Annotated in this window: 19 protein-coding genes; 2 read left to right on the top strand and 17 right to left on the bottom strand. The window is 64.6% G+C overall.

Features of this window, described 5'->3' with window-relative positions; genetic code table 11:
• Positions 1-7: 7 nt before the first annotated feature.
• The 7 genes from FGK64_RS07990 to FGK64_RS07960 form a co-directional block, all read right to left on the bottom strand.
• A complete protein-coding gene (locus FGK64_RS07990) occupies positions 8-3,067 on the bottom strand; it encodes a virulence factor SrfB (RefSeq protein WP_138863291.1) in 3,060 nt (1,019 codons plus the stop codon).
• 9 nt (positions 3,068-3,076) lie between these two features.
• Positions 3,077-4,048, bottom strand: a complete 972-nt coding sequence (locus FGK64_RS07985) for a hypothetical protein (protein ID WP_138863290.1) — start codon at positions 4,046-4,048, stop codon at positions 3,077-3,079.
• 4 nt (positions 4,049-4,052) lie between these two features.
• Positions 4,053-5,714, bottom strand: a complete 1,662-nt coding sequence (locus FGK64_RS07980; protein WP_138863289.1) for a trypsin-like peptidase domain-containing protein — start codon at positions 5,712-5,714, stop codon at positions 4,053-4,055.
• Between the two features lie 5 nt (positions 5,715-5,719).
• Complete coding sequence (locus tag FGK64_RS07975) at positions 5,720-6,391, bottom strand: hypothetical protein (protein WP_138863288.1); 672 nt, start codon at positions 6,389-6,391, stop codon at positions 5,720-5,722.
• Positions 6,392-6,555: 164 nt separating this feature from the next.
• Positions 6,556-7,602: a GGDEF domain-containing protein gene (locus tag FGK64_RS07970; protein WP_138863287.1), complete on the bottom strand. Its 1,047-nt coding sequence runs from the start codon at positions 7,600-7,602 to the stop codon at positions 6,556-6,558.
• Complete coding sequence (locus FGK64_RS07965) at positions 7,599-8,183, bottom strand: heme NO-binding domain-containing protein (RefSeq protein ID WP_138863286.1); 585 nt, start codon at positions 8,181-8,183, stop codon at positions 7,599-7,601. Before FGK64_RS07965 ends, FGK64_RS07970 begins: the two co-directional genes overlap by 4 nt.
• 83 nt (positions 8,184-8,266) lie before the next feature.
• Positions 8,267-10,051: a DUF4153 domain-containing protein gene (locus FGK64_RS07960; protein ID WP_138863285.1), complete on the bottom strand. Its 1,785-nt coding sequence runs from the start codon at positions 10,049-10,051 to the stop codon at positions 8,267-8,269.
• A 104-nt stretch (positions 10,052-10,155) separates the two neighbouring features.
• On the opposite strand from FGK64_RS07960, the gene FGK64_RS07955 reads away from it, so the two are divergent.
• Entirely contained in the window at positions 10,156-10,650 is a 495-nt protein-coding gene (locus FGK64_RS07955; RefSeq protein WP_138863284.1) for a GNAT family N-acetyltransferase, read from the top strand.
• Positions 10,651-10,733: 83 nt separating this feature from the next.
• Here FGK64_RS07955 and FGK64_RS07950 read toward each other — a convergent pair whose 3' ends face one another.
• From FGK64_RS07950 to FGK64_RS07940, 3 genes are all read right to left on the bottom strand, one after another.
• Positions 10,734-12,293 (bottom strand): trimethylamine methyltransferase family protein, encoded by a 1,560-nt coding sequence (locus FGK64_RS07950; RefSeq protein ID WP_138863283.1) that lies wholly within the window; start codon positions 12,291-12,293, stop codon positions 10,734-10,736.
• Positions 12,294-12,403: 110 nt separating this feature from the next.
• A complete protein-coding gene (locus FGK64_RS07945) occupies positions 12,404-13,093 on the bottom strand; it encodes an HAD family hydrolase (RefSeq protein WP_138863282.1) in 690 nt (229 codons plus the stop codon).
• A 1-nt stretch (position 13,094) separates the two neighbouring features.
• Complete coding sequence (locus FGK64_RS07940; protein WP_138863281.1) at positions 13,095-13,379, bottom strand: DUF3572 domain-containing protein; 285 nt, start codon at positions 13,377-13,379, stop codon at positions 13,095-13,097.
• A 91-nt stretch (positions 13,380-13,470) separates the two neighbouring features.
• On the opposite strand from FGK64_RS07940, the gene FGK64_RS07935 reads away from it, so the two are divergent.
• Positions 13,471-14,865 (top strand): diguanylate cyclase domain-containing protein, encoded by a 1,395-nt coding sequence (locus tag FGK64_RS07935; RefSeq protein WP_138863280.1) that lies wholly within the window; start codon positions 13,471-13,473, stop codon positions 14,863-14,865.
• Between the two features lie 35 nt (positions 14,866-14,900).
• Here the strand turns inward: FGK64_RS07935 and FGK64_RS07930 are convergent, their stop codons facing one another.
• The 7 genes from FGK64_RS07930 to FGK64_RS07900 form a co-directional block, all read right to left on the bottom strand.
• Entirely contained in the window at positions 14,901-15,323 is a 423-nt protein-coding gene (locus FGK64_RS07930) for a periplasmic heavy metal sensor (protein WP_171054010.1), read from the bottom strand.
• 74 nt (positions 15,324-15,397) lie between these two features.
• The gene (locus FGK64_RS07925) at positions 15,398-15,766 is read right to left on the bottom strand and encodes a hypothetical protein (RefSeq protein WP_138863278.1); all 369 of its coding nucleotides are present in this window, start codon (positions 15,764-15,766) and stop codon (positions 15,398-15,400) included.
• Entirely contained in the window at positions 15,753-16,361 is a 609-nt protein-coding gene (locus FGK64_RS07920) for an RNA polymerase sigma factor (protein WP_138863277.1), read from the bottom strand. The genes FGK64_RS07925 and FGK64_RS07920 overlap by 14 nt, the downstream gene beginning before the upstream one ends.
• A 37-nt stretch (positions 16,362-16,398) precedes the next feature.
• Positions 16,399-16,905, bottom strand: coding sequence for an EF-hand domain-containing protein (locus FGK64_RS07915; RefSeq protein WP_138863276.1), 507 nt, complete (start codon positions 16,903-16,905; stop codon positions 16,399-16,401).
• 316 nt (positions 16,906-17,221) lie between these two features.
• Positions 17,222-17,761, bottom strand: a complete 540-nt coding sequence (locus FGK64_RS07910; protein WP_138863275.1) for a TRAP transporter small permease — start codon at positions 17,759-17,761, stop codon at positions 17,222-17,224.
• A gap of 66 nt (positions 17,762-17,827) precedes the next feature.
• Positions 17,828-18,802: a TRAP transporter substrate-binding protein gene (locus FGK64_RS07905; RefSeq protein WP_138863274.1), complete on the bottom strand. Its 975-nt coding sequence runs from the start codon at positions 18,800-18,802 to the stop codon at positions 17,828-17,830.
• Positions 18,803-18,824: 22 nt separating this feature from the next.
• Positions 18,825-20,108: a TRAP transporter large permease gene (locus FGK64_RS07900; protein WP_138863273.1), complete on the bottom strand. Its 1,284-nt coding sequence runs from the start codon at positions 20,106-20,108 to the stop codon at positions 18,825-18,827.

The raw sequence follows: 20,108 nt of genomic DNA, 5'->3' as shown, positions 1-20,108 counted from the left end.
ACCTTTCTCACAGCCGGAACAACCCCGTGTCGATCCAGTACTCGTCTTCGCACCCCAGCGTGTGCAGCCGCAACCCGACTTCGGTCTTCTTCATCTCGGTGCCCTCGGCGTCTTCGACAAGGTCGACGGCGATGGCCTCGCGCATCGCCTCGCGGCGCAGCACCTGTTCGGGCGCGGCCGAGTCTGGGTCCCCATCGAATTCGGTGCGCTCGAACTGCACCGTCAGCGGCGCGCGTTGCGCCGCCGAGGCAGTCGCGAAATCCAGACGGTACAGCGGAGTCGTCGTCCAGCGTTCCAGCGGCAATTGCCGCGCGCCCAGATACATGGGCGAGGTCAGCGTGACCGAAGGCGTGGCATCGCCCGCCGACCGGCGCGCATCCAGATCGACATCTGAAAACAGTACCCGCGCATCGGTGATCTGGCCCGAGCCTTCCATCACGCCGATATAGCGCGCGGTGGATTGCATCCGGAAGGCGCGCGTATCGACCTTGAAATTCGGGATGCGCGATTCCGCCAGCGCAATCAGCATCCCCCCTACCGCAACGGTGGATTTCGGATCGCCGATGCGCTGGGTCATGCGGTCGCGGAACGGATACCACGGCCCCGTCTTGTAGCTGTGCATCGAGATCAGGCGATGCGGCGGCACCACCAGCATTTCCTCCAAGATGGACCGCACCGCAGGCAGCCGCGAGGGCCGCCCCGTCAGCAGCACAACGTCGACGCCCAAATGGTCCATCACCTCGGCCATGTTGCCGATGGCCTGCTGGAACACCTCGCGCGCGGCGGCGTCCACGTCTTCTCGGTTGAAGTGCAGTACCATATCGGCCAGCCGGAACCCCTCGGCCCCCCGCTCGGCGGCGGCGTCTTCGATGAAGGCGGCCAGCGTGGACGGAGCCTCTTCACCCTCGGCCGGGGCAAGTTCGGGCAGAACCTTGGACAGCGTCAGTGACAGCGGCGCAAAGGGTGCGGCGGTTTCGCTTTCGCCCAGCACGGCCACGGCAATCGGCATCAGCACACGCAGCGCGAATTGGCGGCGGCTTTGCACGGTGCGCTGATCCATGCCGCCACTGTCACCGGTGAACAGCTCGCGCATCTTTTCGGCAACGAAGCGGCCCCCGGCGGCCTCGATCTGGTGCTGGATCGCGGGCAGCACGATGGTGGCAATGACGCGCTGCAACAGCTCGTCGCCCGCCACGCGGAACCCCTCGCGGAAATTCTGCACCGGGTGCAATACGCGGTTGTCCTCGCCCGTGTAGGTCACCACCATAAGGTCGGTGGTGCCCCCGCCAATGTCGACACAGGCCAGCCGAAGCGAGGGCCGTCCGTCACGTTCACGGCCTTTCAACTCAAGAAAGCGGTCGATGCGGCCTTCGAATTTCTGCGTCAGCTCAGAGTAGAGATAGACCAGTTGGGTGCAGCTGGCCTCGTCCCAGTCGACAACGAGTTCGGGCATCTGGCTGATCGCGCTTTCGCCATCCTTGCGGCCGAGCATGTCCCACACGAGCGCCAGCGCGCCGCGCGCCTTGGACCGGATGATTGCCTGTTCCTGCGCCGTGGTGGCGGTCGGCAGGGTCAGGATGATGCGATCCAATCGGCGCGGCAGATCGGATTCGCGCCGCCGCGCGCGGCCTGCGGGCGCATTCACCTGCACCAGCGCATGGGCGATGATTTCCGCCAGCATGAACCCGAATAGCGACGAGCGCGCGAACCGGGGCCGGATCGCGGGCGTATGCGGCGTGCGGCTGCGCGGGCGCAGGCGGTCGGCCTCGTCCGCGCGGATCTGGGTCAGCATGTCGCCCGCTTCGGTCATGTAGCGCATGGCGGCGCGCAGCGATTTCGGCAGATTGTTCGGGTCGTTGTGATGATGAAAACGCCAGTCCTGCTGGGCGGGCGCGCCATCCCACAGATAACGTTTGGGCGAGGACAGGCCCGAGGCGGTCTCGGTCCCTTCTTCCCCTGCGACAAGGCGCAGCGCCTCGGGGCCGATCCGCACGATCGAGGGCCAGAGGAACCCGTTGCGCCGCCCCGAGCGGCTGGCAAAGCGTTCATCACCCATGCGGTGTTCTGCAAATTCCACGCGGCTGTCGAACAAGCCGGAATACAGCAATTCGGGCCGCGACAGATCGCGGATTTCCAGCGGGAAGGACCGCGCCAGTTCGGGCCGCGCGGCGCCGGGAAACCGTTCGATGAGGATGCCGCAGGTACGCGAATTGCCCACGTCCAGCACCAGGTCAACCTCGACCGGGGTGGCGCCATCGCGGGCATCGACCGTGTTCACCAACCGGATGCGCGGCACCGCAACGGCATGGTCGATCAGCCTCAGGAACGCCAGGTAGCGCGCCCAATGCTCAAACCGATGCGGCAAGCCATCGTGGGTGATGGGACGCCCGGGACGTTCGGCGCGCTTGAAGGCCATGAACAGATCGTCAAGCCAGTCCGACACCCATTTCTGCAAATCCAGCAGGTTGCCGTCGCCATCGCGTTCAGGGCGGCGCAGGAACCAATCCATCCGCGCCGGATCGGACACGAATTTGAAATCGCGCGATTTTTCCGAATCCGCGATCGTTGGGGTGGTGTATTGCAGGGGCGGTTCGTCCTCGGCCAGCGCGGTGTCCAACGCCAGTTGCACCCGGTGGGTGTGGCCGGTGTCGGGATCGGGCGAATCCAGTTCAACCACGCGGCAGCGTGCCCATGCCGTCGGGCCGGGATCGAACCGTTCCTCGCCCCCGGGGCCGCGATCGTTCTTGACCCGCAGGACCGGCACAGGCACCCATTTTTCCAGAAACGGCTCCAACGCGGCCGCAGGGCGCACCGAATATTCATCGTCGTCGGCGCGGGCTTCTTCCTCGGCGGTTTCGTCCAGCGCGGCATCGCCGGTCAGCGGGACCAGCGCCCACTCCTCTGCCGCTTCGGTGCCGCCGATCACCCGTTCGACAAAGCGGGCGTTGCGCAGATCGAGCGTATCGAGCCGGAACCCGAAATCGAGCATCTGCACGCCCGACCAAGGCACCAGCGTGACCTCGTCGCGCCAGTCCACCAGCGGAGCCAGTTGTGTCGAATGCTGCATTCTGCCGCCTTACCTCGATATGCCGATGCCGGGGCCCCTGCTGGCGCCTTGGTCGGCCTGATTGTGCATCACCATAACTTTAACGCCCGGCAAAGGTAAATCGGCGCGGAAAATATGCGCGGCCTCCTGTGGCGGCCTGCCAATGCGAGCGAAGCGACGCAGAGGTTGGGGCAGCTCTGTCTTGTCCTCGGGCGCGGCGGCAGGCGTCAGCGGCACCACCGGGTGGCACTGACGATTGGCCAGCGCGATCTCGCGCTCCAGCGCGGCAACGGCATCGGCGGCGATGCGGTGATCGGTCTCGGCGGCGGCGATTTCGGCCGGATCGGGGGCGCAGGCGTTTGGCCCGCTCAGGCGCAGGCCGCAGGGCGCAAGGCTGAGCCACCAGATCGCGGCCAGCATCAGCGCCAGAGCCAGCCATCCCAGCCCGAGCAGCCACCACAGCCCCGGATGCGTGCCCTGTTGCGCGCCGACACTTGCGGCCCCCGGCGCCGACGCGCGCGGCACCATCGCGCTCAGTACGCCACGGACCGGCGCGCGCGTCTGGCGCAGCCAGGCCCAATGCACCAACACCGGGTCCAGCCCGCCATCGGGGCTGCGTATCACATACACCTGATCCTGCCCCGGCACTTCCATTGCATTTTCAAGGGCTTCGGCGAGGCGCAGCTGATCTGCCCCGCCAATCTCTCGCAACGCCTGAGCCTCTGCCAGAATACGCGCGACCATATCGGACAGGCGCAACTTGACCTCGGTCGCCTCTTCGGAGGCAAGATCGGACAGTGGCATGGCTTGCCCGGCGCGCGGCGCGTGCCAGTCGATGCTGGTGCCGCGCGCGTCCAGCACCGGTTCCGCGAACAGGGCCGCGTGATCGGCGCCAATGCGGTCAGCGACCACCCCCGTCACCAGGTCGAACGACCGCTGCGCCGGGCTGCCCAGCGGCATCAGGTTTTCCGGCGTCGAGGTGACGATCAGCGTGTCGCGCATCGGGTCAGTCCTGCGGCGCGGGGGTCACCCCGGCCAGCGCGGGGCGCAAGACAACGGGTGCGCAAGGCGCGTCGGCCAATTGTGGCACGGCCTCGGTTCCCGACAGGAAATCCAGCAGATCGCCCGTTGCCAGCGCAAAGCCGCGATTCTGCATCGTGCCCTTGCGCACAAAGGTGTTCACGCCAACCACGCGCCCGCACATATCAACCAGCGGGCCGCCGGAATTGCCGGTCGAGAGCGCCGCCGAATGCATCAAAACATTGGTGCGGCTCCCCAGCTGCTGTTCGGTATTCACGATACCGTCCGTGACGGTCAGCGGCGGCACGGCGCCCACATCCCCTTGGCGCAGCGCCGCAAAACGCGCATCGGTTTCCAACACGTCGCCCGGAAAGCCCGCCGCGACCACATTCGTCAGCGCCAGCGACCCCGGTGCCCTGTAAAAGTCGAACGCGGGCAAGGTGCTGTCATCGATGCGCAGCAGGGCAAAATCGCCTCCGGTCTGGTCCAGCGGGCCGGTGGTTTTAACCACTGTGGCACGTTGAGGCGCCTGAAGCGCGGCGCCAACAATGAATACATCGCCTGTTCCGCTGTCAATAACGTGATTGTTCGTCACGATCAGCCCGTTGCCCAGCGACAGGCCCGAACCGGTGGCCCCATCGGCGATGACAAGCACGGTTCGCGCTTCGAGATGCGCGAGCAAGGTCGTTTCCGCGCCATCGCCATCGGGCACCACGACGCGGGTCGGACGGCTGGGAAGAGTCGCATCCGGGGCCGCATCGGCGCGATCCGGTGGCACCTGCCCAAGCGGCGGCGGAGTCAGCCCCTCGGGTGTCAGCCCCCCGGGCAGGATCAACTGGCCATCGGCGCGGCACATGGCGCCAGCCAACTGGTCTTGCAACTGCCCACGACGGGCCACCAGCGCAGCGGTTTCCGCGCGGGCGGCCGCAAGGCGATCGGCATCGGTAACGGCCGTCGCTTCCGGCGCGGGGAAAAGGCGGTTTCCGGGTATCAGCAGCCAGGCCAGCGTTCCCGCCGCCAGAACCAACAGCACAACCAGCGGCACCCAAGCCAGCGGCGTCAGCCGCGCCGGGGCGGCAACCGGCGGCGGCGGCGGGGTCTGACGCGGGGGCGGTTTTGCCGACGTCGACGCAGGCATGGCTGAAGCGGCGGCCCCTACCCCCAGAGGAAGGAACCGACCAAGGGTCGCGCCATAGTGCGCAGGACGCGCGGCCGCGTTTGCCCCGCCTCCGCCGGGCATAAGCCCCCAGTTCTGGATCACGGGCCGCCCGTCGACCACAAGAACGTCAGACGCGCCATAGGTCGTCAGCGCGCCCATCGCCAGCCCGCCGCGATCGGCCTCGGCCAGCGCGCGGACAGGGCGCAGGTGTTCGGACAGATACCTTTCGATCCGGTCGCGCTCCAGCGGCGGCAACCGGTCCAGCGGGCGCGCCTCTCCGGCCAGCGATGTATACCACGAAACAGTCGGGGGTGCGGCATCGTTGCCCCGGCTGATCAGCGGCTCGGCGAACATCGCTGCCACCTCGGGGCCGGCATGTTCGGTCAGCAACTCCTGCAGGGCGGCATATTGTTCCAGCGCGCTCTGGCCGCCAGCCTCGACAAAATCGTCATTGGCCACCTTCAGTTTCGACAGGAAATGATCGCTCATCTTGGCTACCTCCCGGCGCGGCGCAGCGTGGCGCGCCCGCGTCCGTTGATTTCCGGTTGCAGGCTTTCGCAATTGGCCCGGCCCGCCGAATCCAGCGTGCAGGTGATGTCACGGCGGAAAATTTCGGACCCGTTGTCGCATTGCAGGTTGCCCGGTTCGCGCATCGTCAACTGCCCCTGACCCAATTGCCCGGACAGCGCCCCGCTGCATTGGGTGCCGTCGGTTGCGCGCATGATCTCGCGCCCGTTGCCCTGCGCATCGAAACAGATCTGCCAATAGCGGAACCGGGTCACACGGTCGCTGCGGATGTCGCGCACGTCATAGTTCGACGACAGCTCCCAGCAGCCCTCCATGACCGAGATATCCTCGGACCGGAAGGCATCCGGGTCCAGCCCGCTGGGTGTTTCGGGTTCGGGCGGCGGCGGTGGAGGTGGCGGATCGGCCTTGCAGGCCAGCAAGGCGATCTCGCGTTCCAGTGCGGCGATTTCGGCCTCGGCGTCGCGGCTGTCCTGAAGCGTGGCGGCCAGTTGGTCGCGGGTGGCCCCGGTATCGGGCGCGCAATAGCTGACGGTTCCGATCAGCGGCAGGCGCACCCCACAGGCCTGCACCAGCAAATAGGCCGCGCCGCCCGTCGCCAAGACAAGCAGGATCGCCGCAATGAACATGGCGATACGCATCGCACCCCTAGCCACCCCTGGCCCCACGGTGCCCGGGTTGCGGAACACGCATCCGGGGCAAAGGCCAAGTTTCCAATGGCTTGACCCTACGCGTTCGGCCCCGTTACGGGCAAGGCCGACGTTGCGAACAACGGGATTACGGCAACCCTGCGCTTTGAACGGGGTCAGTCCACCTGTCGTCGGTCGCGCTCTGGGCCCGGCGCGGCCTTCATCCGTGATTTGCGGCGCTCCATCTCGGGCGCGTAGAAGTAGTGCGCCGCTCGCCCGGAATCCTTGGCGGCATAGAGCGCCATATCGGCCTGATGCAGCATAAGCTCGGCCGTGACCTCGCCCGAGGGGGGCGACAGGACAGTGCCGATACTAACCGAGATCTGGCAGGTATTTCCTTTGAACAGCACCGGTTCACGAATGCGGCCGATCAGCTTGGTTGCGATCCGGTCAAGCCGGTCGCGATCAACAAGCCGGTTGAAGATCACGACGAATTCATCGCCCCCGACCCGCGCGATCATGTCGGTTTCGCGGGTTTCTTCGGTCATGATGCGGGCCACGCGCTGTAAGACGTGATCGCCCGCCGCGTGGCCAAGCGAATCGTTCACCTGCTTGAAATAGTCCAGATCCAGGTTCATCAGTGCGAACCGCCCTCCGGACTGGATGAGCCGATCGAGCAGGTAATCCATGGCACGGCGGTTTTTGAGCCCGGTCAGCGTGTCGGTATAGGCTTGTTCCTCGGCCGCGATCATCGCGCCCTGCAGGCGCATGTTCAGCTTGCGAGACGCCTCCATCGCGGCCGACTTTGCCTCGACCAGATAGAGCATTTCGATGGTCAGGTCGGTGGCGGCAAAATCGGCGGCGTTCAATTCATAGTCCCGCACCGCATCCAGAACCGAAATTCCGAACGACAGGTTCACGACCGACCCGGCGGTATTGGGCAACTTCACGATCTGCCCCTTAAGCGCCGTGCGCGGAACATCGCGCAGCCGCAGGTGCAGCTTGGCGCCTTGACGTTCGATCAGATCCGCCATCGAATTCACCGCGCGCGGGCGGTTCAGTTCAAACAGTTCCAGGAACATCTGACCGGCCATTGGCACATCGGGGCGCAGCTTTTGCAGAGTGGGGCCAACCCGCGTGATGCGACCGTCGTCCCCCAGGATGACATGCATCGGGCACAGCCGATCCATCACGATGCCCATTTCGTCGCGGATCAAGCTCATGACGCGGCCCCGAGTTCAAAGCTGCGCCCTTCGCCGAATGCGCTTTCCACCAGCGCGACGGAAATAACCTCGCGTCCGTCCTGCAAGCCGCGATGATCCAGCATCACCAGCGCGCCATAGTCATCGGCCATCGCCCGCAGCAGGCCGACCATGACAGAGCCAAAGCCGGGCGGGCCGCTGGCGCAGGTCAACGTGAACAGCCCGCTGGTATGTTCGCGCAGTTCCATCGGCGGCAGGATCAGATCAGAGACCGCAAGGCGCACCCGGTCGGGCAGATCATCAAGCGAATGCAGAAACTCGACATAGTCCACCCCGCCAAAGCGCAACAGGCGCCGCAGCGATTCAAGCTGGGGATGCGACACGAGGAATGTTCCAAGATCTTCCAGCACTTCCGCCTCGGGCCGGTCAAGTTCCATGCACACCGCACCGAGCAATTTCAACGAATCCTCGTCATCGTAGACAAGCATCGCCTCGAAATCCGAAACGCCGATATCGGCGGCACGAACGACCCGATCCCATCGTGCGGCGCCATAGGTATGGCAGAAAAAGGATTGTACCGCCTTGTTGATCAGTCCGTGCATCGCGTGGCCCCGTCTTGCATGGGGCCTTGTTGCAGATCACGGGTTAAGAATCCGCCAACGGCGCCCGCTTTGGCAAAACGTCTTTACGGCGCGGGGCCAATCGGCACATCGCCCAGCCAAAGCACCTGTGCCGGGCTGGGCCGGATGTCAAAACCGCCATCAAGCGCGCGCACGATATCATCCACACCCAGATCCGGCGTAGTGCCAGTGCGCGGGTCCATCAGCGGCTGCACCTCGGCAATCGCGCCGTTCTGAAAACTCGCGAACCCGCCCCAGACACCGCCGTCGCCCAGCCGATACAGCAAAATGGCCTGTTCGTCCGGCGGCACTTCGGGCAGGAAGCCGCCAAAGATCAGCACACAGCCCGGGCGCCCGCCCGGCAAGCGCCGGTTACAGCCCTCTTCCCACGTCTCAAGCCGATAGGTGGAGGTTTCCGCGAAGATATCAGGCCGCGAGGCGCCCACAGGCCGCACGGGCATCAACTCGGCCAGTTTCGCCATGCGATCCGGTAGCTGCTGGCGCCTGTCTTCGGCGCGATAGGTCGAAAGGCTACGCGCCGAGCGGGCCAGCGCGATCCGTTCGTGTAGCCGGGCGCCTTCGGGCTGTGCATCGGCTGTTTCGAGACGCAGCAAGCCCGCCTGCCCCGCATGGCCCCATTCGTGCGCCATTTCCCACAGCGGCAGCGCTTCGGGGTCGATCCGCCCCGCGTCGTAGCGCGCGATCTGGCTGGAGGTCGTGATTCTGTAGGGGTTCAGAACCGGCGTCATCAGAACCGCGGCGACCACGACAGACGCGATGGCAAGACGGACATTGGCGGCGCGCAGATGCCCCTTCCAATCCGCGCCACGCAGCGCGATAGCCCCGTAGGCGATGCCGTACGCCAGCAGCATCAGCGCCGCCAAAAGCGCAACGACACGCTGGGGTGTCCAGCCGTATTGTTGCACGCGAACCGCAACCGACCACACGGCAAGGCCACAGAGGACAACCATCCCGATGGCCAGAAACCGCGTGGCGCGACCCAGCCATCCGTCGCCAACAGCCCTGTTGTCAGAGCGATCGATCGCCGCGTTCAGCAGGGTCAGAACCAGCAGAACCATTCCCATAAGCACGCCCGCCGCCGACAGGGGCCCAAAAATGTCGGACAACCCGCTCAGCGGCAGTGCCACCACGAACACGATCAGCACCAACAGCACCACCGGAACCAGAATGCGCAGCAATCTGAACAGGATAAAGGGTGAAACTGTATCGCTCAGATCATGCACAACCGCCATGCCGATGCCCAGAAACAGCCCGGTCAGGACAAAGCCCGACCACTCGGGCGCCAGCAGCCAATCCAGCAGCGGCACCCGCACCAGTTCAAGCAGCGCATTCGACATCAGCAGAACCAGCCAGACCATCCCGACGAACAGCAGCCCGCCAAGGAACCGAAGGTGCATCGTCCAGGCCGTGTCGAAAAGTGAGGTATACCGCAGCCAATCGCGCGGGGCGACGAGGCGCAGCATCAGGAACGGCGCGCCGACCAAAAGGATGACGCAGACAGCCCCCATGGTAGAGGCCTGCCCAAGCACATCTGTTGCCATCGGATGACGAAGACCGGACCATACCACCAAGGCCGACAGGGGCAGCGACAACCTCAGCGCGCCCAACAGTGCCTGCGCGACGCGCAGCGGCCCGGCAAGCGACATCGTCAAAATGGCGTGGGTCAGCACGAAAATGAACGCGCCAAGCAGGATGGCAGCCGGAACCTCGGGTTGGTCGATCGCCTTGCCGAACCCCCAGAGCAGAAACGCCGCCACGGCGCCAATCGCCGCCAGCCCGGCCTTGTCTGCCCAAGGCATTGCAGCGCGTATTCCGATGTGGTCCGGCATGGGGTTCCTGCTTTACCTGTGGCGGTTTGGACGGCATTCTTCGCGCGATCCGGGCGTGGTCGGACGCTAGGGGAAATTTCGCGAAAGCGACAGGACTTTTACCAATGAACCCACGCCGCCTGCAACCCGGGGAGACCGGACTGGCCCAGACGCTGGACCTGATCCGGCGCTGCTTTGCCGAGATGGACGGCCGGATCGACCCGCCGTCTTCCATGCACCGGCTCACGATGCCCGATATGGAGCGGGCGGCCCTGACAGGCGAAATCTGGTGTATCGGCACCCCGGCACTTGCCTGCGTAACGCTGACGCCGCAGCCCGACAGCTTGTACATCGGCAAGCTGGCCGTGGATCCGGGCGCGCGCCGGCAGGGCCTTGCCGCGCGGCTGATTGACGTGGCAGCGCAGCGTGCCATTGCTTTGGGGCTGACCCGGCTGCGCCTTCAAACCCGCATCGAACTGGTTGAAAACCATGCGACATTCGCAAGGCTTGGGTTCGTCGAAACCGGCAGGACCGCCCATAAGGGATATGACACGCCGACCTCGATCACGATGGAAAGGCCGGCAGATCCGGGCGCGATATGCGGCGCAAAGTCGCTTTAGTATCGCGGTTTCCCATTTACACACATAGGCGGGTGGACAACCTGTGCACAGGTCAAGCCAGCCCTGCACCAGACTGAATTTAATCAGAAATCCGTCGGAGCCCCGCCTTCCGCCTTGCGCCGTTCGACGAAAGCGGCAAGCTCGTCGCGGATCGCAATATCCATCTCGGGCGGCTCGAAGCTGGCAATGATCTGCTTGAACAGATGATGGGCGCGCTCTGGGGTCCAGACGGCGCCTGCAGCTTCCCAGCCCTCGTAATTCTTCCAGTCGCTTAGAAAGGGCTGGTAGAAGGCGCTGGTGTATCTGTCCTGCGTGTGCTGGATTCCGAAGAAGTGGCCACTATCGCCGACCGAGTTGATCGCGTCAAAGGCGGTATGATCGGGGGTCGTCGCGGTGATCTCGGGCTCCATATAGCGTTGAATTTGCTGCAGAACCTCGCAGTCCATAATGAACTTCTCGGGGCTTGCAATCAGTCCGCCCTCAAGCCAACCGGCTGCGTGATACACCATGTTCGTGCCCGACTGGACAGCGGCCCAGAGACTGTTCGACGTTTCCCACATCGCCTGCCCATCGGGCACGTTGGCCGCGCACACGCCAGAGGATCGCATCGGCAGACCGTAGAACCGCGCCAACTGCCCCGTCATCTGGGTGGCGCGCATGTACTCGGGCGTTCCGAACGCGGGCGCGCCCGACTTCATATCGACATTGGACGTGAAAGTACCGATCCCACAGGGGCATCCGGGGCGTACATATTGAAATAGTGCAATCGCGCACAGTGCCTCGGCGATGGATTGCGCCACCGCTCCGGCCATCGTAACGGGCGCCATCGCCCCGGCCAGCGTAAAAGGCGTCACCACGACCGCCTGTCCGCGCCGCACCAGCCGCAGACACCCATCGATCATCGGCTCGTCGTGCTTCAGCGGCGAGGTCGAGTTGATGTTGGTGTACATATGCGGGCGCGACTCGAATTCTTCGTCGGTCATGCCACCGGCAATGCGCACCATCTCCATCACGTCTTCGACCCGCTCGCGCCCAAGCGAATAAGCGTGCATCACCTTGTCGGTCAGCGTCAGCTTGTCATAAAGCACATCCAGATGCCGCACCGAGGCGTGGATGTCGACGGGTTCCACCGGATAGCCGCCCGCGAAATGGATGCAGTTGAAATATTGCGTCAGTTTCAGCAGGTTGGCGCATTGCTCTCGGGTGCCGGGCACCTTGCGGCCCAGCTCCATATCCCAATAGTTCGGAGGAGAGGACACGTTGCCGAACAACATCGTGCGCCCGCCCATCGTGATTTCGCGGGCCGGGTTGCGTGGCGTGATCGTGAAACTCGACGGCGCCTTTGCCACCATCTCCATCACGAACTCGCGCCCCATGCGCACATTCGCGCCTTCGACCCGGCATCCGGCCTCGCGCAGGATCTCCAGCGCCTCGTCATTCAGAAAGGTGATGCCGATTTCTTCCAGGATACGCATCGCGCAATCGTGGATCGCCTCGACGCCCTCGGGGGTCAGCGGTTCGATGGGCGGATCGATATTTTCGATCATGCGCCACGGCATCTGTTCTATAACATCGCCCCCACGGCGGGCCGCATTCCCGGCACGCCCGCCGCCGCGCCGCCGTTTGCCTGTTGTATCCGCCATCGAGCCCTCCGCCACTGCGCAGGGCAAGCAAGCCGGAACACCGCCCTGAACGCCGGCCTGATTGCGACGCGATGTGTCGATTTTAGAACTTACGGTGGAAAATACCCGGCTCAGCGATCCAGCCAGCCAGCGATATGGCCGATATCGGGCAGGATGACATCCGCCAGCGGGGTCAGCTCGTCGGCGCCCGCCATGCCTGTCAGCACGCCGATCGTCGACATCCCCGCCGCGCGCCCCGCTGCCAGATCATGACAGCTGTCGCCGACCATGGCGATCTGACCGGGCGCAAGCCGCAGATACGATGCGAAAGCCAGCAGTTGCCCGGGCGCAGGTTTCGCCCCGTGCCCGCTGTCAGATCCGGCCACGAATTCAAAGTGATGCCCGACACCGGCCGAGGTGATATGCGCCCGCGCCGGCACCTCTGCATCGTTGGTCGCCACGCCAAGACGCAGCCCCCGCGCACGCAAATCTCCCAGCACCCGGGCCAGCGGCACGGCCTCGACCTGCGGCGCGGCCTCGGCTTCGGAATTGAGCAGAGCCAGAACCTCTTCCGCAGGCATGCCCGGCAACAATGGCAGCAAAGCCTCCACGATATCCGGGGGCGTGTCGGCAATGGCGACGCTCCCGGGCAGGAATCGCCGTGTCTCGGTATCGAACCCGATCCTCTGGCCCAACCTGCGGGTCAGGTCCCGGTCGCCCCCCGCCAGCCGCGACAGAAACGACTCGGCCCAGGCAACCCAGGTTGCCGAGAAATCGAACAGCGTGCCGTCCTTGTCAAAAACGATGGCCTTGATCGTCATGTCATGTCCAGTTCATCTGTGCCCCGCCCGGCAGCGCCGCGCGGGCCTGGGAAATCTTGTCGTATCTTACGTTGGCCGAATCGCAGAAGGCGATGATCCAGGCATCGTCCATCAGCAGAAAATCGAGCACGGCCGCCAAAAACGCCGGGTCTGTGGCATTGGCTTTCACATCCGCCTCGGATGCCCCCGACGCCCCCAGAAACACCGGCAAAAGATCATCATTTCCAACCAGCCACCCCAGCGCCTGCAGCGCCAGCGTTTCGGCCGCATCCGTCGAATATTCCAAGGTCCCGGCCTTTTCCTGCTGTCGGAAAGAGTTTGTTAACTCCTATCAGAAAAAATCGCCAGATATTGATGAAAAAGCGAGGGGCTTCATCGTGCCGGTGACCGTGCTTGTCGTTGACGGAATCGCAACGAATCGAATCATGCTCAAGGTTCAACTGTCCGCATCCCAATACCATGTCGTGCAAAGCGACCGGTTGGACGGCATAGAACAGCTGGTGCGTCGAACCACGCCCGATCTGATCGTTACAGCGATGCGGCTGCCCGATGGCAATGCGATCACGCTGAAGGCCCGGATGCGCAGTGACAGGGCCACCGCCGACATACCAATCCTTGCCATTACGCCAGAAAACGACAGGCAGGCCCGGTTGAACGCGCTGCAAGCCGGGATCGACGACGCGATGGCGCAACCCTTCGACGATCAGATATTTCAGGCGCGTATCCGTAACCTGCTGCGTCACGCCCCCCAGGCCGAGGATCTGGCCAGCGGCGAGTCATCGGCCGCGTTGGGATTTGGCGAACGGCCGCAAAGGGCCTTCAGCTTTGCACCGCGCGTGGCCATCCTGGCCCGCAGCGCCGACACTGGCGTCAATTGGGTCGAGCAACTGTCGCTTCGGAAAGGCAACCGGTTCCATGCCGTGCAGCGCGGCGATATTGGCGAGCAAACCGACCAGCCCCCGTTCGACGCCTACGTGATCGAGGTGTCGGGCAACGGTCGGCGCAACGGGTTGCATCTGCTGGCCGATCTGCGCGCCCGGGCCGCCACACGCACCGCTGCGTTGATAGCTGTTGCAGCGCCGTCCGACGCGTCTCTGGCCGCCGAAGCGCTGGACCGCGGCGCCAACGATGCCATGCCCACCGGTTTCTGCGCCGAGGAACTTTCGCTGCGCCTGACAGCGCGCCTGCGGGAAAAGCTGCGCGCCGATCACCTGCGCGACACGATGCGAAACGGGCTGCGCGCCGCGCTGATTGATCCGATGACAGGCCTTTACAACCGCCGTTATGCATTGCCCTACCTGAACAAGATTGCGCAAGGGCCACGCAATGGGACAAGCGGACGTTTTGCGCTGATGCTGGCCGACTTGGATCATTTCAAACGGATCAATGACAAATTCGGCCATCTTGCCGGCGATGCCGTGCTGGTTGAAACTGCGGCAAGGTTGCGAAAACACCTGCGCCCGGATGACATGATCGCCCGCGTTGGCGGCGAAGAATTCATGATCGTCATGCCCGACATGACAGAGGATGAGGCACTGCGCGCCGCCGATCGGATGTGCCAGCAGATCAATGCCCGGCCTTTCCCTGTTCCCGGCATCGACACACCGATTTCCGTGTCGATAAGCATCGGCTTGGTCATGGCTCAGCCACCCGCCGTGCCCGAGGCCGAGAACCGCCTGACCGATATGCTGATCGGACAGGCAGACCGCGCGCTGTACAGCGCCAAGGACGCGGGCCGGAACAAGGTGACGATGGCCGGAACCGCCGCCTGACCCCTATGCGCGTCAGCAGCCGCGCCCGCTGCCTGCTATTTCGCGAACTTCTTGCCACGCTTCTGCGCGACATCTTCCATCCGATCCGCAAAAGCCTGCCGCTCGGCCGCGCTCATGCCCGCCACGACGCGCATCAGGTTGCTTTCGGCCCGATCGGCCCAATCCTCACGCCGCGTGCGCTCTTCCGCCAAAATCTGCGAAACCGCGACGTCGTCGAAGTCGGGCGCACGCAACAGCGAGACCATCCGCGCCACACTGTCGCCGCGGCTCACCTTCACCCGAGCGCCATCGCCACCCTCTACCGAAGCCTCGCGAAGAGCGTGGCGTTCATCGCGCGGCAAGGCACGATACATTACCGCTCCAAGCGACGGTGGAGGGCGCCGCCCCTCGGCCCCGTCGCGCAGCCCGCCATGGCGCAGCATGGCCCCGGTCGCCAACCCGACCACAAGCAGGTTCAAAGCAAGCGAAACCGCAAACAGTGCTCGCAGCCATATCCGCCGTTTGGGTCTATCAATTGGTTCGCGCATCCCTGTCACCCATCCTCTGCCATGGCCATGGCAAAACTTTCACTCAGATACAGTTCGGCCGTGCTGTCCTGTCCTGCGAAAAGCGAAACAGCATCCGGCAATCCCGCAGGCGGCGCAAACCCCATCCAGACCCCGGCCGCACAGGCTGCGACAAGGCCGCCCATACCATACCATCCGCCCAGAACGTCGCGCAGCTGCGCCCAGCGACCGGGCCGGTTGGGCGTGCGGCTGCGGTGCATTCCGTCAGCATCGCGCACCATCCGCGCTGCCAGGTCCGTCGGCAGGCGTGCATCAGAACGCGCCGCCGCAAAGAATGCGTCCAGCCCATCGGCCCCGTCTTCCCGTTCAAACCGTTCCGTATCAGGCGTTTTCATAACCAAGCTCCTCGCGCCGGCCCGACAGTATTGCCGTCAGCGCCCTCTTGCCCCGGGCGGTCAGGCTTTCGACCGCCTCGGTGCTGATCTCCATGATCCCCGCAATCTCGGGGTTCGGCAGGCCTTCGATGTGGCGCAGAATCACGGCCAGTCGTTGCCGCTCGGGCAACTCCATCAAGGCGCCCTGCAAGGCATCGGCCCGTTCGGCCTCTTGCATCCGGCCCACCACGCTTGGGCCCGGATCGGCCGGCTCGGCCACGTCGTCCAGCGCCGGGCCGTTGCGCTTGCGGCGGCGTTTGCGATCAATGCACAGGTTCATCACGACGCGATATAACCATGTGCTCACTTTCGCCGTCCCTGGCTCCCAATCAGGGGCGATCCGCCACAGGCGCATCATCGCCTCCTGCGCGACATCCTCCGCCTCCGCCCGATCTCCCAGAACGCGCAGCGCCACCGCGTAGCTGCGCGCGCCCAACCCGTCGGTCAACGCGCGCGCCGCCGTGCTGTCGCCACCCGCGAACCGGGCCAGTAGATCCGCATCCGGATCATCAAGAGGCGCGGGCGAAACACTCACCCGCGCAGGCACCCGGGCCATGCAATCAAACGGTCGTGCACGGATGCCCTCCAATCGCTCAGTCGGCCTTGGGCGCCGAATCTTCGCCCGCGTCACCCGGCCCGCGCTTGTGATGACGCTTGCCATGGCCGCGTCGCATCTCGCGGGCTTCAGCAAATTCCTCGGCCGAGATGCCACCGCTGTTGTCGGCATCAATCTTGTCGAACATGCGCGCGGCGCGCTTTTCGTCCGGTTGCGGCAGTTCTGCGGCCGACACGGCGCCGTCGCCATCCGTGTCGAACCGTTTGATCATCTGGTCGACCCGTTTCGCGGCCCGCTCCTGCGCCGCTGCAATCATCTCGTCACGGCTCAGCTTGCCGTCGCCATCTGCGTCGGCCTCCATGAACCGACCCTCGCGCGCGGCACGCATCTCTTCTCGTGTAACCTCGCCATTGCCATCGGCATCCAGCGCCTCGAAGTTCATCCCGTGGCGCGAACCATCGCCCTCGCCCCGCGCCAGAGCCGTGGAGCCTGTCACGGCCAGACCGGCCACCAGAAGGGTGGTAATGATCGACTTGCTCGTCATGGTGTTTTCCTTTTATCGCAGGCAGCCCTTCGCCGCCAGACACACCCTCAAACGGACCGCCCCCGCCGTTCCGTCGCCAAACCCGCAACTTTTTTTATGCGCGCCCTGCGGTCGGCCAGCGAGCCACCCAATTTCTTTGGGGTTCAAATATCCCGGGGGAGCCGCCCAAGGGGCGGCGGGGGCAGCGCCCCTGGTCCATTCGAACGTCCGGCACGTGAACTAAGCCTGTGCGGGTCTCCAAACAGCGTTTCGGCAGCGCCCGCTCCCCGACGCGCGGCCAAGGCGCATTCGCGTCAGGGCCATCTTCCGTCGGGTCTCAGTCCAGCCCCACGACGGCATCGCGGGTGTCAGGCGCCTCGGCCCTGCCCTCCGCCCATTGCGCGGCAAGATGGATCAGGATGATGATCATGGCAATCGGCACGACCACGGCGATCCAGACCATGGCGATACCCAGGGTATCCGCCGTCAGCCCCGCCTGCCGCGCCAGGTAGCCCTTGGCGAGCCCCCCGCGCAAACCCATGAAGGAAAACCAGATCACTGGCAGGATGAAGCTCAGCACAGCAGCCGAGCGGATTGCCTCGGACACCAGACCCATGAAGGCCGGGCGCGGCGGGAACACGCTCTTCATCAGCACCGCATCCGACCGGCCTTTGAACGACAGCGTCGTCCCCAGAAGCCCGGTCCAGACCATCATGTAACGCGCTACATCCTCGGTCCAGATCGGCGGAGACGAAAAGACATAGCGGGCCACGACCTGAATCATGACGGTGATGAACATGCCAGCCACGGCAAACATGGCGACGCTGCGGGCGATACGGTGAAGGCCGTTGCTGAGGCTGATGATCAAATTGGACACGGTGTGCAACTCCGTCTGATCTGGAGAAAAGACGTGGGGCGCCGGTTGCGGCGCCCCGGGATCGGCTTAGCGGGTGGCGTCGGACAGGTCCGTCCAGACTTTCACGTCATCCGACGGCATCAGGCCGGACTCGTAAACCTGCTTGGAACGCTCGCGGAAAGCGCCTCGCTCCTCGTCGGTCAGGCGCTGCACGGTCACGCCCTTCGCTTCCAACGCCTCAAGTGAGGTGCTCGAGACCACGTCAAGCCAGGCCTGAGTCGCCGCATTGCCGGCCGCGATAGCGTCCGTCACCGCGCTCCGCTCTGTGTCCGACAGCCCGTCATACCACATTTTCGACGCGATCACGGCCCGGATCGGGATGATCGCGCGCGAATCCGAGAAGTTTTTGACGAAATCGGTCTGACCGAAGGAAATCGGCACGAAGGGTGAATTCAGATAGCCGTCGATCACGCCGGTTTGCAGACCCGCGGGCACTTCGCCCCAGGGCACGACAGTCCCGGTGGTGCCCCAGGCCTTGTACATCGCGATCTGCGCGTCATCCAGGGCCCGCATTCGCAGGTCAGCCATGTCGTCCGGCGTGCGCACGGCGGCATTCGTGGTGATGATGCCCGAGGAGGGACCGATCGGAACGATGGCCAGCAGCATGACGTCCTGGCCTGCTACGGCTTCGTTCACGCGGTCGAAGATCTTGCCGTCCGCCAGTGCGCGCTGCATATGCGCCGCATCGTCGAACATATAGGGCAGACGCAGCCCATAGATAAACGGATCGACCTGCGCAATAGCGCGCACATCCGACAGCGAAAGCTCCAGCAGCCCGGTCGAAAGCTGATCGAACTTCTCGGCCTCGTTGCCCACGGAATCCCGCGGCATCTCGCGCACCTTCATCCCTGCCTTGTCCAGAACTTCGCTGAAGCCCATGACCCAGTTATAGGTGCCAGAAACCTTCGGATCGGGTGCCCCATCAAGCGCGATCTTCACTTCGGCAGACGCGGCCGAGGCCGTCGCCATGAGTGCGGCCAGTGCGATATGTTTCAGTTTCATTCTTGGTCCTCCCTGAATGGTGTCAATCGACGGAAAAGCCTGCAAGGCGCGGCAGCCAGAGGCAGAGTTCCGGCCAGTAGGCGAGTGAGAAAAGCAGCAGGACCTGGACCGCCACGAACGGCAGCGCGGTATAGGCCAGTCTCCAGTAATTGAGGTTGGTCAGCGCCGAGACGACGACGAGGCATTTGCCAAGCGGCGGTGTGATCAGGCCAACACAGAGGTTGAAGCACAGCACGATCCCCAGGTGCGTCGGGTTGATCCCCTGCTCCAGCGCCTGCGGGGCGAACAGCGGGATCAGCAGCGTCAGCGCGACCGGCGTATCCATGAACATACCTGCGATCAGGAAGATGACGAGAAGGAAGAACAGGTACTTGGTTCCCGTCAGGCCAAAGCTCGCAACCCAGCCGGCCAGGGCCTCGCTCCATCCCAGCTGGCCCGCCAGGAACCCAAGGATCGAGATGGCGGCCAGGATGACGAAGATCGTGCCGGTCAACCGCGCGGTCGCCTCAAGCGCGTCCAGGATCATCTCGCGGCTCAGCCCGGTGTAGAACTGCCCCGCGATCAGCGCGAACAGCACGGCCACCGCAGAGCCTTCGGTCGGCGTGGCGAGGCCCAGCACCAGACTGCCCAGGATCACCACCGGCAGCAGCAGCGCCGGGGCCGCGCGCAGCAGGCTGGGCCAGAACCTGGGCAGATCCGGCGACGGCCCGCCCGGATGGTGGCGCACCCGCGCGATTACCGCGTTCAGCATCATAAGCGACACGGCGAGAAGCACGCCGGGAATGACGCCAGCGGTGAAAAGCGCGGCAACAGAAGCCCCGGTCAGCCCGCCGTAGATGATCATGATGATCGATGGCGGAATGATCGGCCCGATCATCGACGAGGCCGCGGTGATCGCGCCTGCGTAATAGCGGTCGTAGCCCCGTGCCTCCATCTCGGGCACGAAGGTCCGCGACAAGGCGGCACTGTCTGCGATGGCAGAGCCCGAGATACCGGCGAAGAAGACGCTCGTCAGGATATTGACGTGCCCAAGCCCGCCGCGCAGCCGCCCGACGATGGACAGGGCAAAGTCGATCAGGCTGCGGGTCACGCCGGCCCTGGTCATGATCTCGGCTGTCAGGATGAACAGCGGCATCGCCATGAAGGCAAAGACATCGAGCTGCGCAAAGATCCTCTGTGGCATCACCGAAAGGAACTGCGCCTTGCCCGCCAGGATGAAGGCAAAGACCGACACCGCCCCCATGAGGTAGGCAAAGGCCGTGCCGCTGATCAGGAGCATGACGAAGAGGACGGGGAGTAACCACAT

It is taken from the genome of Arenibacterium halophilum (genome assembly GCF_005938225.1).
GTDB classification, from domain to species: Bacteria; Pseudomonadota; Alphaproteobacteria; order Rhodobacterales; family Rhodobacteraceae; genus Arenibacterium; species Arenibacterium halophilum.
Note: the sequence above shows the minus strand (reverse complement) of the source record. Positions and strands in the feature narration are given on the sequence as shown.